The 16973-nt window shown below is 34.4% G+C and carries 11 protein-coding genes; 6 read left to right on the top strand and 5 right to left on the bottom strand.

Going from position 1 to position 16973, the window contains the following annotated elements:
- Nucleotides 1–6: 6 nt before the first annotated feature.
- Together BUC23_RS05730 and thrA are read right to left on the bottom strand one after the other, a co-directional pair.
- Complete coding sequence (locus BUC23_RS05730; RefSeq protein ID WP_073206866.1) at nucleotides 7–930, bottom strand: homoserine kinase; 924 nt, start codon at nucleotides 928–930, stop codon at nucleotides 7–9.
- Between the two features lie 92 nt (nucleotides 931–1022).
- Nucleotides 1023–3470, bottom strand: a complete 2448-nt coding sequence (thrA, locus tag BUC23_RS05725; protein ID WP_073206863.1) for a bifunctional aspartate kinase/homoserine dehydrogenase I — start codon at nucleotides 3468–3470, stop codon at nucleotides 1023–1025.
- Nucleotides 3471–4148: 678 nt separating this feature from the next.
- Between thrA and hutH the strand changes: the two genes are divergently transcribed.
- From hutH to BUC23_RS05710, 3 genes are read left to right on the top strand one after another with little or no spacing between them, the layout of a single operon-like run.
- A complete protein-coding gene (gene hutH, locus BUC23_RS05720) occupies nucleotides 4149–5663 on the top strand; it encodes a histidine ammonia-lyase (protein WP_073206860.1) in 1515 nt (504 codons plus the stop codon).
- Nucleotides 5664–5710: 47 nt separating this feature from the next.
- The gene (locus tag BUC23_RS05715; protein WP_073206857.1) at nucleotides 5711–6355 is read left to right on the top strand and encodes a DUF47 domain-containing protein; all 645 of its coding nucleotides are present in this window, start codon (nucleotides 5711–5713) and stop codon (nucleotides 6353–6355) included.
- Nucleotides 6356–6383: 28 nt separating this feature from the next.
- Nucleotides 6384–7730: an inorganic phosphate transporter gene (locus BUC23_RS05710; protein WP_073206853.1), complete on the top strand. Its 1347-nt coding sequence runs from the start codon at nucleotides 6384–6386 to the stop codon at nucleotides 7728–7730.
- Between the two features lie 102 nt (nucleotides 7731–7832).
- On the opposite strand, the gene BUC23_RS05705 is transcribed toward BUC23_RS05710, so the two are convergent.
- The 3 genes from BUC23_RS05705 to BUC23_RS05695 form a co-directional block, all read right to left on the bottom strand.
- On the bottom strand, nucleotides 7833–8342 hold the full coding sequence (locus BUC23_RS05705) for a DUF421 domain-containing protein (protein WP_073206850.1): 510 nt from the start codon (nucleotides 8340–8342) through the stop codon (nucleotides 7833–7835).
- 21 nt (nucleotides 8343–8363) lie between these two features.
- A complete protein-coding gene (gene rimK / locus BUC23_RS05700; RefSeq protein ID WP_073206847.1) occupies nucleotides 8364–9734 on the bottom strand; it encodes a 30S ribosomal protein S6--L-glutamate ligase in 1371 nt (456 codons plus the stop codon).
- Between the two features lie 140 nt (nucleotides 9735–9874).
- A complete protein-coding gene (locus BUC23_RS05695) occupies nucleotides 9875–12421 on the bottom strand; it encodes an ATP-dependent Clp protease ATP-binding subunit (RefSeq protein ID WP_073206844.1) in 2547 nt (848 codons plus the stop codon).
- Between the two features lie 256 nt (nucleotides 12422–12677).
- On the opposite strand from BUC23_RS05695, the gene gyrA reads away from it, so the two are divergent.
- From gyrA to BUC23_RS05680, 3 genes are all read left to right on the top strand, one after another.
- Nucleotides 12678–15302 carry a DNA gyrase subunit A gene (gyrA, locus tag BUC23_RS05690; RefSeq protein ID WP_073206841.1) on the top strand — a complete coding sequence of 875 codons (2625 nt, stop codon included), beginning with the start codon at nucleotides 12678–12680 and terminating at the stop codon, nucleotides 15300–15302.
- Nucleotides 15303–15349: 47 nt separating this feature from the next.
- Nucleotides 15350–16618 carry a tetratricopeptide repeat protein gene (locus tag BUC23_RS05685; RefSeq protein WP_073206838.1) on the top strand — a complete coding sequence of 423 codons (1269 nt, stop codon included), beginning with the start codon at nucleotides 15350–15352 and terminating at the stop codon, nucleotides 16616–16618.
- Between the two features lie 76 nt (nucleotides 16619–16694).
- Nucleotides 16695–16973, top strand: a 279-nt coding sequence (locus BUC23_RS05680) for a transposase (RefSeq protein WP_139259779.1), incomplete at its 3' end; no start/stop codon positions are given.

The raw sequence follows: 16973 nt of genomic DNA, 5'->3' as shown, positions 1-16973 counted from the left end.
ATTGTATTAACTAATTATTTTCATTCCTTCATCATTCACTTTAGAAACATGAATTTCATATGGTAAATTCATTGTATCGTAAACAGCGCTCATAGCTTTTGCAATTTTATCAGCGGTTTCCTTTCCTTTGCTTAAAGCAAAAATAGAAGGACCGGAACCCGAAATTCCTGAACCCAAAGCTCCGTTTTCGTAAGCTGTTTTTTTTATTAAATCAAATCCTGGTATCAATACACTTCGCAACGGTTCTACGATTTCATCATGTAATGAACGTCCGATTAAATCATAATCTTTAGTGTACAATCCGGCAATTAATCCGCCTACATTTCCCCATTGCGTGATGGCACTTTTCAAGGAAACCGTTTGTTTCAATACCGAACGTGCATCCGAAGTTTTCAACTCAATTTGCGGATGAACCACGGTTGCATACAATTCCGAAGGACTTTCTATTTTGATAATATCTAACGGATTTGAACTTCGCACCAACGTAAAACCACCCAAAAGGGCAGGAGCTACGTTATCTGCATGGGCGTTTCCACTGGCTAGTTTTTCACCTTGCATAGCGAATAAAACCAATTCTTTTCTGGTAAATGGGCGTCCCAATAGTTCATTGATTCCAAAAACAGCACCCGCTGAACTGGCAGCACTGCTGCCAATTCCGCTACCGGCTTTGATGTGTTTGTAGATTTCGATTTCAAATCCAAATTCCGTTTCTACCGCTTCCAACATCGCCAAAGCGGATACTCCGGCAACATTTTTTTCGGTTTCCAAAGGCAAGTCGGCACCTACAATTTTAGTGATGCGAATCCCTTTTACATCTGATTTTCGAATAATCATTTCGTCACCCGCAGTTTCTAAACAAAGCCCTAGGACATCAAATCCGCAGGATAGATTGGCAATTGTGGCGGGGCAAAATATTTTTATTTCATTCATAATTTTTTGTTTCAGATTTAAAGTTTCAGGTTTAAAGTTGTTGCTAGTTGTAGAACTTGAAACTTTAAATAAAGAAAACTTTAAATTATTTCTTATACGTTTCCAATTCTGATTACATCAGCAAATATTCCTGAAGCCGTAACTGCAGCACCGGCACCGGCACCTTTTATTAATAAAGGCTGGTCTACATAACGATCTGTAAAGAATAAAACAATATTGTCTTTTCCTTCCAGATTGTAAAAAGGATGGTCTTTCGGAATGAATCGCAATCCAACATTTGCTTTTCCATTTTCGAATTGCGCCACGTACTTCAATCGAGAATCTTTGCTCAAAGCTTCTTTATAAATGGTTTCAAAATGAGCTGCATGAGTTTTCAAGGATTCGAAAAAAGCTTCATTCGAAGTAGTGTCCAAGCATTCGGCAGGCATGAAAGATTCGTTTACAATCTCTTCTATTTCCATCTTGTAACCACTTTCTCGAATCAGGATCAATATCTTTCTGGCAACGTCAATTCCGCTCAAATCAATCTTAGGATCCGGTTCTGTAAACCCTTGTACTCCAGCTTCTTTTACAACGTCATGGAAAGTATGATTTTCATCAAAATTGTTAAAGATAAAGTTCAAACTACCGGATAAAACGGCCTGAATTTTATTCACCTTATCACCAGAAGCAATCAGATTTTTTACAGTATCAATAATTGGTAATCCAGCTCCAACATTAGTTTCAAACAGAAACGGAGCGTTGAATTGTCTGGATAGTTTTTTTAGCTTTTTATAATTGTCGTACTCAGAAGCACATGCAATTTTGTTACAAGTTACTACCGCAATATTCCGTTTCAGGTACTGTTCGTATGTTTTGGATACGCTTTCATTTGCTGTGATATCCACAAAAATACTGTTGCGCAAATTGAGTTCTTTTACATTTGCAATGAACTTTTCTTTGTCAGCAGGTTCTCCGGTTTCCAATAAAAATTGCCATTCTTTTAAAGCGATTCCATCCTCGTCAAAATACATTTTTCGGGAATTAGATAAAGCAATGACGCGTAAATTTATTTTTAGATTTTCTTTTAGGAATTTCTTTTGTTGGTGAATTTGCTCGATGAATTTCTCCCCTACATTTCCGACACCCATGACAAACAGGTTTAACTGCTTAGTATTTTCTTCGAAAAAGTTTTCATGTAAAGTGTTCAATGCTTTCTTAACATCTCTTTCGTTGATAACCGCCGAAATATTTCTTTCGGAAGCTCCTTGTGCAATCGCTCTGATGTTTACGTTATTTTTCCCTAAAGTACTAAACATTCGACCACTTAAACCTTGGTGATTTTTCATGTTTTCTCCAACTAAAGCAATGATGCAAAGGTTTTTTTCGACAATACATGGATCAATTTTGTTTTGTAAAATCTCAATTTCAAAAGCTTTGTTGATTGCCTCTTCGGCTACATCAGCATCCAAATTTAGAATTCCAATACAAATCGAATGTTCCGATGAAGCCTGAGTAATAAAAATAACATTGATATTTTCATGAGACAATACTTCAAAAAGTCTTTTAGATGAACCGGTAACACCAATCATTCCAGATCCTTCAAGAGTTATTAAAGTGATGTTGTCGATATGGCTAATTCCTTTTACCGGATTTGTATGGTCCATTTCCTGATTTGAAATATAAGTTCCCTCGGCTTCTGGCTCAAAAGTATTTTTGATGAGAATTGGTATATTCTTTCTTAATACTGGCTGAATAGTTGGCGGGTATAAGACTTTGGCCCCAAAATGTGACAATTCCATCGCTTCTTGATAAGAAATAAAAGCAATAGGCTGCGCTTGTTTTACGATTTTTGGATTGGCAGTAAACATTCCGTTTACATCCGTCCAAATTTCTAAGTCGGAAGAATTCAATGCTCCGGCGAGGATTGCGGCAGTATAATCAGAGCCACCGCGGCCTAAAGTCGTGTTTATACCATCAAGTGATGCAGCAATAAAACCAGGCATTACAACCACTTGATTCTCATTAAAAGCAAAAAAATCAGCAATTAATTGATTCGAAACTTCAAAATTTACAGTGGCTTTCCCAAAATGATTATCGGTTTTTATTAATTCCCGACTGTCTTTATATCCGCTATTTTTTAGATTCTGTTTTAAGGCTTCAGAAATGATGTAGGAAGACAATAATTCTCCAAAACTCAAAATAGTATCTGAAGTCCTGGCAGATAATTCGCCCAAAAGAAAGCAGCCATCAAGTAATGTTTCCAGATGATTTACAATTCTTTTTACATGGCTTAATAAACTGCTTTGGTCACTTACAGGAATAAATTCTTTTAAAGCTTCTAAATGTTTTCGCTCTATTTCTGCCAGAATTTCTTTGAAACTTTCATCTCCAGCTGCTGCTTTGTGAGAAGCGAGTTGAAGCAAATCGGTTACTTTGCTAAACGCAGAAACTACTACCACTAATTTTTCTTCCTTTGCTTTATTGATGACTATGTCTAGGACTAGTTTTATATTTTGTGCATTGGCTACCGAAGTTCCACCAAATTTTAATACTTTCATTTTGTTTGTTTTATTTTATAAAAAGGAAACATTATTTATACATCCAATACCTTTCCTTCTTAAAAAAAGAAAAATATAAAAATAGGATTATATGTAAATTGTATACCCCTAAGGGGTAGTAGTCGTTGTAGTTGTAAATGTAGAAGTAACAGAAACTGCAACCCAAATTTGAGTTGTTATCGAAGAGTGATATGTAGGTCTGTTAGCTGTCATTATTATTTTTCAAAAGTACAGTTTTTTATAAAAAATGGAGCGCTAAAATCTTTTTTTGCGAATATTTTAAAAATTCAGTTCCAATTCGAATTAAAATAGATATAGTTTAATATACAAGCTGATTATCGAAGCTATTCTTATAATTTTTTAGAATTTTAAGCTAATAGAAAGCGATTTTATTAGGTTTTTTTAGGTCTAAAGAGGTGCTTTTTGACCTTTTTCGGTTTATTTCCTGCAATTTGCTTAAAATACACAATGGTAAAAACTAGTTGAAATTTACTAAATTGGGATTCTAATCATTTGAAAATAAATAGAAAAAGATTTAATCAATTATATTAAAGATAGGATTATTTGCATGAAATCTATTTATTAAACTTTTTTGAATAGGAATTTTAAATTATCAATAAAATATGTTGCTTTTTAATATTGATTTATTCAATTTTGGGCAATTAAACAGAACGTGAAATGGACAATACACATTATATAAGTACAGCGGTACTTTCGTTAGAAGCTTTGGATGAAATTATCTCGCATCATAAATCGTTAGAGCTGTCTGACGAAGCAAAAATTAATATCCAGAAATGCAGGGATTATTTAGACAAGAAAATGGAGACGCACTCAGCGCCTATTTATGGAATAAATACAGGCTTTGGCTCACTTTGTAATGTGAAAATATCAAATGAAAATTTGTCAAAACTTCAGGAAAACCTAGTGAAATCGCATTCTTGCGGGACAGGAGACGAAGTGCCAAATGAAATTGTTAAACTGATGTTATTGCTTAAAATTCAATCCTTGAGTTACGGCCATTCCGGGATACAATTGCAAACAGTCGAACGTCTGATTGCATTTTATAATAATGATATTTTACCTATAATCTATACCCAAGGTTCTCTGGGAGCTTCGGGTGATTTAGCTCCATTAGCGCATTTGTCATTGCCTTTGTTGGGTGAAGGAGAGGTGTTTTTTGAAGGAAAGAAAGTCCACTCTAGTGAAGTTTTAAAGCATTTTAATTGGGAACCTATCGTTTTAAAATCTAAAGAAGGACTAGCTTTATTAAACGGGACACAATTTATGAGTGCTTATGGTGCACATATAATAATGAAAGCTAATAAATTCTCTTATTTAGCGGATCTAATAGGTGCGATTTCTCTTGAAGGATTCGATGGAAGAATCGAACCTTTTAATGAGTTAATCCATTTTATCAGGCCTCATAAAGGACAAATTGTAACTGCCAATCGCATAAAAGGTATTCTTGAAGGCAGCGAAATTATTGAGCAAGAAAAAAAGCATGTTCAAGATCCGTATTCTTTCAGATGTATGCCGCAGGTTCACGGTGCTTCAAAAGACGCTATTGATTATGTGAAAAAAGTTTTTAAAACAGAAATCAATTCGGTAACTGATAATCCTAATATTTTTATTGAAAGTGACCAAATCATTTCCGGAGGTAATTTTCATGGACAACCATTGGCCTTGGCATTAGATTTTATGGCAATTGCTTTGGCTGAATTAGGAAGTATTTCTGAAAGAAGAACCTACCAATTGATTTCTGGTTTGCGCAGTCTTCCTGCATTTTTGGTCGATAATCCGGGTTTGAATTCGGGATTAATGATTCCGCAATATACAGCAGCGAGCATTGCAAGTCAAAATAAACAATTAGCAACACCGGCTAGTGTAGATAGTATTGTGTCAAGTAATGGGCAAGAAGATCACGTAAGTATGGGAGCTAATGCAGCTACAAAAGCATTGCGAGTTATGGATAATTTAGAGCGAATTTTAGCTATTGAATTGATGAACGCTTCGCAAGCAATCGAATACAGAAGACCTTTGCAATCAAGTGATTTCATCGAAATGTTTTTAGGCGCTTATCGTGAAGAAGTTCCATTGGTAAAAGAAGATCGAATTTTGCATTATGATATAGAAAAATCGGTTTCGTTTTTGAATAGTTTTCAGATTGAAGAAGATTTGTTAACGTTTTCCTAACGTTAACGTAAAATAAAGAAGTAATTTTGTACTCTAAAATTAATAAAATGTCATTAAATAGTATTTTCCAATTTTTGGTTCCTAAGGATAAAAAGTTCTTTCCTCTTTTCGAACAAGCTTCAAGTAATTTAATTGAATTGGCTTCTAATTTGCACGAAGCAGTAAATCTTCCATTAAAGGAGCGTGAAGTTCTTTTTCAAAAAATAGATGCTTTAGAGCAAAAAGGAGAAGACATAACACGTCAAACCAATCTTGAGTTAAGTAGAAATTTTATTACCCCATTTGATAGAGAAGATATCCATTCTTTGATTACTTCAATAGACAATGTTGCGGATTATCTTCACGGAGCCGCTAGCAGAATGAAATTATATCAAGTTGATAAAATTACTAAGTCTATTAGGAAACTAACAGAAATCAATCTTGAAGCTTGTCAACATATTGATGTAGCGGTAAAGGAACTTAGGAATTTAAAAAACATGAAGAAGATTACTGATGCTTGCGCAAAAATAAATAAGCTGGAGAACAAGTCTGATAATGTTTACAATAAAGCTGTTTTCGAAATCTTTGAAAATGAAACGGACGCAAAAAATATTATAAAATACAAAGAAGTATTGTCAGTTTTAGAATCAGCAACTGATAAATGTAAGAGTGTAGCAAGTGTTTTAGAATCAATTTCTGTAAAACATTCTTAATCTTTCAGTTTCATTTTAAAAATTTATTATGACTTTACTTATTGTTATTATAGTTTTGGCTTTAATTTTTGATTACATAAATGGTTTTCATGATGCTGCTAATGCTATAGCTACAGTTGTTGCTACAAAGGTATTAACTCCTTTTCAAGCCGTAGTTTGGGCCGCATTTTTTAACTTTTTGGCCTATTGGGTTTTTGGTTTAGGTGTCGCAAATACTGTCGCAAAAACAGCTGAAACTAGTGAAATTAATCTTACTGTTATACTGGCAGGAGTAATCGCTGCTATTGTCTGGAATTTGATTACCTGGTGGCAAGGGATTCCTTCCAGTTCTTCACATACATTAATTGGTGGTTTTGCAGGTGCTGCATTGGCGCATGCTATTGCTGTTCATGGATTTGGTGATTATACAATCGTGGAAGAAGGTGTTTCACATACAAGACACTGGTACAATATCGTGAGTTGGTACAAAGCAGGTAAGGATGGTGGAATGCCGTCTGGAGTTTTTATCATTGTTGCTTTTATTGTTTTGGCACCATTATTAGGAGCTTTAATTTCCTATTTGATCTCAATATGGCTTTTGAACGCATCGAAAAAAAGTATTTTTCCTAAAATTTTCACATTGTCTTTAATGCTCTTGACAATTTGGTTTGTACAAGGTCAGATGGTAAATTATGCTGATATTGAAAAACCGCGTTTTGATTCTCATTTCTGGAGTGTTGTTTTTGAATCTCATAACATCAAATGGTTTTTGGTTGCATTTATTATATTAACGGTAAGTTTGTTTTGTTTAATATTTAGTAGCTTAAATTTACATCAAGCCACAGCCTGGTTAAAGAAAATGCAATTACTCTCCTCTGCTGCTTTTAGTTTAGGGCACGGTGGAAACGATTCGCAAAAAGTGATGGGTATTATTGCTGCTGCTGTTGCAGTATACATAAATACCACTGGAGCAGATATTTTTACTCTTCCAGAGTGGTTACAAGTAGTTCTTCCAAATGAAGACAAAGGCATCAAAGGCGTAATGCCAGGTTGGATCCCATTAGCCTGTTACACCGCAATTGCCGTAGGTACTTTGAGTGGTGGTTGGAAAATTGTAAAAACAATGGGTTCCAAAATTACTAAGGTTACCTCCTTTGAAGGAGTAGCTGCCGAGACTGCTGGTGCATTAACGTTGTATTTTACAGAGCATTTCAAAGTGCCGGTAAGTACAACACATACTATTACAGGATCTATCATTGGAGTAGGGCTTACTAAAAGAGTTTCAGCGGTACGATGGGGAATGACCGTAAGCTTATTATGGGCATGGGTTTTAACCATTCCTATTTCAGCTATTTTAGCGGGCTTAGTATACTATACTTTAAGTTTATTTATTTAAAATATTTCGATAGTTATTATTCATAAAAAAACCATTCCTCGTGAATGGTTTTTTTATGAATTAAATAGTCTATAAAAACTAAAAAATTTTTAAAAATGACTTTTAAACCAAAATTTTTTTTCTTCTTATTTTTCGTTTATATTGGGTTTGTTTAAGATCTCGATCTCCAGAAATGATGCTTATATTCCCATCGATCTCTAACATAGCTAATTTTACATCTTTAAAATATTCTAAGCCATGTTCGCGCATAGCTTCTTTTAATTCGTCAGCCGTGATGTTTAATCTACTTAAAGATTTAAAGTCTAAATTTCCGTCATGAATTAGAATCTCTGGTTTTTCCTGCATAAAATCGCTGAAGCCTTTATACTTGTACATCAATTTCTTTAAAACAAAATTGATAAAGAAAAGTACGGTTGCTGCCGCTAAACCTCCCCAAAGCGTAGTGTCCGTTCCTACCATGGCATTCTGCACAGAATTACTGATTAATAAAATTAGTATTACATCAGCGGTATTTAGTTGTGATAACTCTTTCTTGCCAAAAATCCGTAAAGCAATAATCATAAAAAAATAAACGGATATGCTTCTCAATATAATATCGATATATGTATTCATTTTTTACGATTATAAAATTAATTAAACCAATTTAAAATTCTTCTCAATGGCTTTTATCATTTCGCCAGCAATGTCTTTATTAGTAGCACCTTCAATACCTTCAAGTCCCGGCGAAGAATTAACTTCTAATAATAGAGGGCCCTTTGCTGAACGGATAATATCTACACCTGCAACTTTTAGATCCATAGCTTTAGCAGCTTTAATTGCAATGCGCTTTTCTTCACTGGTTACTTTTATAATTGATGCTGTGCCTCCCAAGTGAATATTAGCTCTGAATTCACCTGGCATAGCCTCCCGTTGAATGGCCGCCACCACTTTACCGTCAATTACAAAACAACGTATATCCTTTCCATTCGCTTCTTTAATGAATTCCTGAACCAATATGTTAGCGTTTAAACTTTTGAACGCATTAATTACACTTTCAGCGGCTTTTTTTGTCTCTGCCAATACTACACCTTTTCCTTGCGTACCTTCCAGTAATTTTACAATTAGTGGAGAACCGCCAACCATTTTTATCAGATCGTTAGTATCTAAAGGTGAATTTGCAAAACCAGTTGTAGGGATATCTACACCATGATTGAGTAACAGTTGCAAAGAATATAATTTGTCTCTCGATTGCGTAATTGCTGTAGAAGAATTCAAACAAAAAACTTTTAAAGCTTCAAATTGCCTAGTCAAAGCACAACCATAAAAGGTAATACTAGGGCGGATTCTAGGGATAATTGCGTCAAATTGATTTAAAATCTTCCCACCGCGGTAATGAATTTCAGGTGTTTTTGCATCGAGCTTCATGTAGCATTCCTTGATATTCAAAAAGTGCATCTCATGACCGCGCATTTCACCAGCTTCCATAATTCTTTTATTACTATATAATTCAGGATTACTGGCTAAGAGTCCAATGCGCAATCCAGAACTTGCTTTTTCAGAATTTTTATAAAGTTCCTTTAGACTTTCAGTTGTAGGCTGTCCTAAAAGATATTTTTGTTCCGGATCAACAAGAACTCTACCGCTCATCGCTTCACGCCCTAAAAGCATTCTAAAACCCATTGAATCCCTGTTGGTCAGTGTCATCTCTATTGGCCATATCGAATCACCAATTTTTAAATTGGTTTTAATAACATAGCGTTGTTCTCTAAATCCACTGGAACTCTTTACAATTCGTTTGTCAACCAAAGGAGCCTCACAATGTATAACTGTTTTTAGGTTATTCTGAATAGGGTTGATATCAAATTTCACCCAGTTGGCTTCGTTTTTTATAAAAGGAGCAATATTTATAGCATGTAAGGCTGATGTTTTTGCACCTGAATCAACACGTGCCTTTATTGTTGGAATATCTAATTCCGGAAATGAACACCATTCTTCGCTACCCAGGATGACTTTGTTTTGAGACATAAATTGAATTTATTTAATCTTTTTTTTTGAAATCAAATGTAAATATTTGTTTTTAAAAAAAGGAAGATTTTGCATTAAAGAATAAACCCGCTATGTTATAAAAACGTAACGGGTTATTAAATATTTAAAATTGGGATAAACTATAAATTGGTTGGTTCACCTGCTTTATGAACTTGCACGGTTAGTTCTTGTGCTCCATCTTCAATATCCATGAAAATTTCGTCTCCTGAAGCAATTTTTGAAGTAATAATTTCTTCAGCAAGTGCATCTTCAACATATTTTTGAATGGCTCTTTTCAATGGTCTGGCTCCAAATTGTCTATCAAACCCTTTTTCTGCGATAAAAGCTTTCGCTTTGTCAGATAAACTTAGTTGATAACCCAATTCTGCAACACGAGCAAATAATTTTTTCAATTCGATTTCGATAATCAAATCAATATCATGTTTTTCTAAAGCATTGAATACAATTACATCGTCAATTCTGTTTAGGAATTCTGGAGCAAAAGTTTTTTTCAATGCATTTTCGATGATACTTTTCGAATTATCATCAGCCTGAGCTACTTTGGCAGCAGTGCCAAAACCAACTCCTTGACCAAAATCTTTTAATTGTCTGGCTCCAACATTGGAAGTCATAATAATTATAGTGTTTTTGAAATCAATTTTTCGGCCTAAACTATCGGTTAAATAACCATCATCAAGAACCTGCAATAACATATTGAAAACATCAGGATGTGCTTTCTCAATCTCATCCAATAATACAACACAATACGGTTTTCTACGAACTTTCTCAGTTAATTGTCCACCTTCTTCATAACCTACGTATCCCGGAGGCGCACCTACAAGTCTTGAAATTGAAAATTTCTCCATGTATTCACTCATGTCAATTCGAATCAATGCATCTTCAGAATCGAATAATTCTTTTGCCAACACTTTTGCTAATTGCGTTTTACCAACACCAGTTTGTCCAAGGAAAATAAAGGAACCAATTGGTCGGTTCGGATCTTTCAATCCTGCGCGATTTCTCTGGATGGAACGAGCAATTTTCATTACTGCTTCTCTTTGTCCAATTACCTTACCTTCAATGAGTTCTGGTAATTTAGCAAGTTTGTTGCTTTCGGTTTGAGCAATACGATTTACGGGAATACCAGTCATCATAGAAACTACATCGGCAACATTGTCTTCGGTAACTTCAATTCTGTTATTTTTGGCATCTTCTTCCCATTGTTCTTGGGCAATTGCTAAATCTTTTTCTATGCGTTTTTCATCATCACGAAGTTTAGCTGCTTCTTCATATTTCTGTTTTTTGACAACAACATTTTTCAATTCGCGAACATCGTCTAATTGACGTTCTAAATCCAGTATGGCTTTTGGAACTTCAATGTTTGTGATGTGAACCCTTGAACCTGCTTCGTCTAATGCATCAATAGCTTTGTCCGGTAAGAAACGTTCAGACATATATCTATCCGTTAATTTTACACAAGCTTCAATTGCTTCTTGCGTATAGGTAACATTGTGATGATCTTCATATTTATTTTTGATATTGTTCAAAATAGTAATGGTTTCCACAACAGATGTTGGTTCTACGATTATCTTTTGAAAACGTCTTTCTAATGCGCCATCTTTTTCTATGTATTGTCTGTATTCGTCTAAGGTTGTAGCTCCAATACATTGGATTTCACCCCTTGCTAAAGCTGGTTTAAACATATTAGAAGCATCTAGAGAACCAGTTGCACCACCAGCACCAACGATAGTATGAATTTCATCAATAAAAAGAATGATATCATCATTTTTTTCTAATTCGTTCATCACTGCTTTCATGCGCTCTTCAAACTGTCCTCGATATTTTGTTCCCGCTACAAGGCTTGCTAGGTCTAAAGTAACCACGCGTTTGTTGAACAATATGCGAGATACTTTCTTTTGAATGATTCGCAAAGCTAAACCTTCGGCAATAGCCGATTTTCCTACTCCGGGTTCACCTATAAGCAGTGGATTGTTCTTTTTACGACGGCTCAAAATTTGAGAGACACGTTCAATTTCTTTTTCACGTCCTACAACAGGGTCTAATTTTCCTTCTTCGGCCATTTCTGTTAAATCTCTCCCAAAATTATCTAAAACCGGTGTTTTAGATTTTTTGTTTGATTTATTGGCGGGATTATTAAAAGTACCTTCTTTGAGACTGTCATCTTGTCCTGAATCGTCATTATATGATTCGTTTCTTGGCAAGTTTTCTAAAAATTCTTCGTCGTTTGGAGTCATATTTAAATATTGTTCTTTAGCTATATCGTAATCAATTTTAAGTTTATTCAATAGCTTGGTTGTGGGATCGTTTTCGTTTCTTAAAATGCATAACAATAGATGCGCTGTACTAATAGAGGAGCTCTGAAATACTTTTGCTTCAAGAAAAGTTGTTTTCAGTGCTCGTTCTGCCTGACGTGTCAAGTGTAAGTTTTTCTTTTCTACATTGACTTCAACGCTAGGGCTTGCGGGACTCAGAATTTCTACCTTTCTGCGTAAATGATCTAGATCGACAGATAAGTTATTCAAAATTTGAATTGCTTTCCCATTACCATCTCTTAAAATTCCCAGCATAAGGTGTTCTGTTCCTATAAAGTCATGACCCAATCGCAAAGCTTCTTCTTTGCTGTAGGTTATAACGTCTTTTACTCTTGGTGAAAAATTATCATCCATAATATATATTTGATACTGTAAATTTAGTGAATTAGTGATTGAAAAACAAAAATCGTTCCTTTAGCAACTACTGTCAGCTAATAGACAAAAATATTAATAATATTACAGTTAAATTTTACATAATTTATTAACTAAAAGAGAAGAAAAATTTGTTAATAAATCATTGAAATAAGTACTCTAAAACAGGGTCAAAAATTTCAAAAAGGCGTATATTGGCACGTTTTGAAACTAATATAATTTTTTAATATAACAACTTATGTCTGAAGGAGAAAAGTTAATTCCTATTAACATTGAAGATGAAATGAAAACAGCTTACATCGATTATTCGATGTCGGTAATTGTATCAAGAGCGCTTCCAGATGTCAGAGATGGCTTGAAACCAGTACATCGAAGAGTACTTTATGGAATGCATGATTTGGGAGTTAACTCAAGATCTGCTCACAAAAAGTCAGCAAGAATTGTCGGGGAAGTTCTTGGAAAATATCACCCTCACGGAGATACGTCTGTATATGACGCTATGGTTCGTATGGCACAGGAATGGAGTTTACGTTATTTATTAATTGATGGTCAGGGTAACTTTGGTTCGGTGGATGGAGATAGTCCGGCAGCGATGCGTTATACGGAGGCCAGAATGCGTAAGATTTCGGAAGAGATCTTGGCGGATATAGATAAAGAAACGGTTGATTTTAAATTAAATTTTGATGATACTTTAGAAGAACCAACGGTTATGCCAACGCGTGTTCCTACCTTATTAATTAATGGGGCAACAGGAATAGCAGTGGGGATGGCAACTAATATGCCTCCTCACAATCTTACCGAAGTCATCAATGGTACATTAGCCTATATTGATAACAATGATATTGAAATAGATGAATTGATGAACCATATTAAAGCACCGGATTTTCCTACCGGAGGTATAATATATGGATATGAAGGTGTTCGTGAAGCATTTAAAACTGGTAGAGGACGTATTGTTATGCGTGCTAAAGTTGGTTTTGAAGAAGTGGATGGTCGCGAGTGTATTATCGTTACCGAAATTCCATACCAAGTCAATAAAGCAGATATGATCAAACGTACTGCTGATTTGGTGAATGATAAAAAGATAGATGGTATTGCTAATATTCGTGATGAATCGGATAGAAACGGAATGCGTATCGTTTATATTTTGAAACGTGATGCTACACCAAACGTAGTTTTGAATACGCTTTATAAATTCACACAATTACAATCTTCTTTCAGCGTAAATAATATTGCAATTGTAAAAGGGCGTCCGCAAATGTTGAATCTGAAAGATCTGATTCATTATTTTATCGAACACCGTCATGACGTGGTGACCCGCAGAACGCAATTTGAATTAAGAAAAGCAGAAGCAAGAGCACATATTTTAGAAGGTTTGATTATTGCTTCTGATAATATTGACGAAGTTATTGCTTTAATCAAAGCGTCAAAAAGTACAGAAGAAGCACGAGAAAAATTAATCGAAAGATTCAAATTATCAGACATTCAATCGCGTGCAATTGTAGAGATGCGTTTACGTCAATTAACTGGTCTGGAACAAGATAAGTTAAGAACCGAATACGAAGAAATTATGAAGTTAATCGAGCATTTGAAAGCTTTGTTAGCCGATGTGAATTTAAGAACCGCGCTGATAAAAGAAGAACTGGAAGAAATTCGCGATAAGTATGGCGATGAACGTCGTTCTGTTATTGAATATTCAGGAGGAGACGTAAGTATTGAAGATTTAATTGCCGATGAAAATGTGGTAATTACGATCTCTCATGCAGGATATATTAAACGTACGAATCTAACGGAATACAAAACACAAAATAGAGGAGGAGTTGGTCAAAAAAGTGCTGGAACAAGAGATCAAGATTTCTTAGAGCACATGTTTGTAGCAACGAATCATCAATATATGATGTTCTTTACTCAAAAAGGAAAATGTTTCTGGATGCGTGTTTATGAAATTCCAGAAGGAAGTAAAACCGCTAAAGGTAGAGCAATTCAAAATTTAGTAAATATTGAAAGTGACGATAAAGTAAAAGCATTTATTTGTACTCAAGATCTTAAAGATAAGGAATATATCAATAGTCATAATTTGATTATGGTAACTAAGAAAGGTCAGGTTAAGAAAACATCTTTAGAGAAATATTCTAAACCTAGAGTAAATGGTGTTGCTGCAATTACCATCAAAGAAGGAGATGAATTATTGGAAGCTAAACTGACTAATGGAGAAAGCCAAATTATTTTGGCTGTAAAATCAGGTAAATTAGTTCGTTTTGAAGAGACTAAAACCCGTCCGATGGGAAGAACAGCTTCTGGAGTTCGTGGAATTACTCTTAAAGATGAATCCGATGAAGTAATTGGCATGGTTACTGTAAACGATATGAGCAGTGAAATTTTAGTCGTTGCTGAAAATGGTTATGGAAAACGTTCAAGCCTGGATGAGTATCGAATCACAAATCGTGGTGGTAAAGGAGTTAAAACTTTAAATATTACCGAGAAAACAGGTAAGCTTATTTCTATAAATGCCGTTACAGATGCTGATGATTTAATGATTATCAACAAATCTGGATTAACTATTAGAATGGCTGTAGAAGATTTGAGAGTTATGGGACGCGCTACACAAGGAGTGAAGTTGATCAACATAAAAGGAAACGATTCGATTGCAGCGGTTACAAAAGTAATGAAAGACGATGTTGCTGAAGTGATTGTTGATGAAGACGGAAATGTTATTGAATCTGAGGCTATCGAAAGAGTTAAGCCAGTATTAGAAGTTCTTGAGGATGATGGAACGGAAGAAGATGATGACGAGGATGATTCTGAAGAGAGTGAAGAGGATGAAGAAGATGCTGACGACGACGACGCTGACGATGAAGCTTAAAAATTAGAATATAAACAAAAATAATTATTAAACAAAAATAGAATATTATGAAAAGTAAATATGTAATACTTGCATCAGCATTATTGATATCAGTAGCTACTTTTGCTCAAAAAGACCAAATTAAAGCTGCTGAAAAAGCGATTAAAGGTGGTAATTCGCAAGAAGCAGTAAATATTTTGGTAGCTGCAGAAGCCGCTTCTGCAACTGCTCCAGATGCTGAAAAGGCGCAATTTTTCTTTGTTAAAGGGAATGCCTATTTAGATTTAGCGAATAAAAAAGTTGATACAGACAAAAATCTTTCTCTTGCGGCAAAAGCATACCAAGATTTAATTTCAGTTGAAAAAGCTTCAGGAAAAATAAAATTTTCTACTCAGGCAGCAGCTTCTATTACTGATATCAAATTTAAATTAATAAATTCTGCAATTGCAGATTCTAAAGTTGACAAGCATTCAGATAGCGCTAAAAAATTATATGATGCTTACTTACTAGATAAAAAAGACACTATTAATTTATATTATGCAGCTTCTACTTATGTAAATGCAAAGAATTATGATGAGGCTCTTAAGTTATATGAAGACTTAAAAACTTTGAATTATTCTGGAAAGGAGACTAGTTATCTAGCTGTAAATAAGTTAAGTGGGGAAGAAGATCTTTTTACAACAGCTACAGAAAGAGACAGAATGGTAAAATTAGGGACTCACGAAAAGCCAAGAACTGAAGTTATACCTTCAAAACGAGGAGAGGTATATAAAAATATGGCTTTAATTTTAGTTGAGAAAGGAAAAACAGAAGAAGCTAAAAAAGCAATCGCAGCTGCTAGAGTTGCAAATCCTGAAGACACTTCATTAATTCTAACGGAAGCTAATCTGTATTTAGAAACAAAAGATTTTGATACTTACAAAAAGTTAATTTCAGAGGTATTGCTAAAAAATCCTAATGATGCTGATTTGATATTTAATTTAGGAGTAATCAGTTATAATGCTAAGAATAATGCTGATGCAGAGAAATATTATTTGCAGGCAATTAAAATTAAGCCTGATTATGTAAATGCTTATTTGAATTTAGCAATTATGAAATTAGATGCTGATAAAGCACTTTTTGAAGAAATGAGTAAATTAGGAAATTCTGAAAAAGACAATAAACGTTATGCGGTTCTTAAAAAGCAAAGAGAGGTAGTTTTTACAAGTGCTTTGCCTTATTTAGAAAAAGCAAGTGAATTGGATCCTAAAAATACAGAAGTAAAAAATACCTTATTAGGTGTTTACGGAGCTTTAGAAATGACTGAAAAGAAAAAAGCATTAAAAGCAAAAATGTAAATTTTGCTTTAGAGAAAAAAACCTATCAAATATTAGACTGCCCCCAAAAAGTTAGACACTATTTGGGGGTATTTTTATGGAAAGAAAAGTCAAGTATGATTATGCGTTTAAGCTTGAATGCGTCAAATTAGTATTAGAAAAACATTATTCTTGTAATTATGTTTCAAAGCAAAAAGGTCCGGATGAATCTAATATTCGTAAATGGGTTGGATTTTATAGGCAATATGGATGTAGTGGTTTGCTACCAAGAAAGAACCAGAGTTACTCTGTTAGTTTTAAATTGAAAGTGTTAAAAGCAATTGATAAGGATTTACTATCCCTGAGAGATTCATGCTTAAAATTTAACATTCCTGAC

It is taken from the genome of Flavobacterium xinjiangense (assembly GCF_900142885.1).
GTDB classification, from domain to species: domain Bacteria; phylum Bacteroidota; class Bacteroidia; order Flavobacteriales; family Flavobacteriaceae; genus Flavobacterium; species Flavobacterium xinjiangense.
Note: the sequence above shows the minus strand (reverse complement) of the source record. Positions and strands in the feature narration are given on the sequence as shown.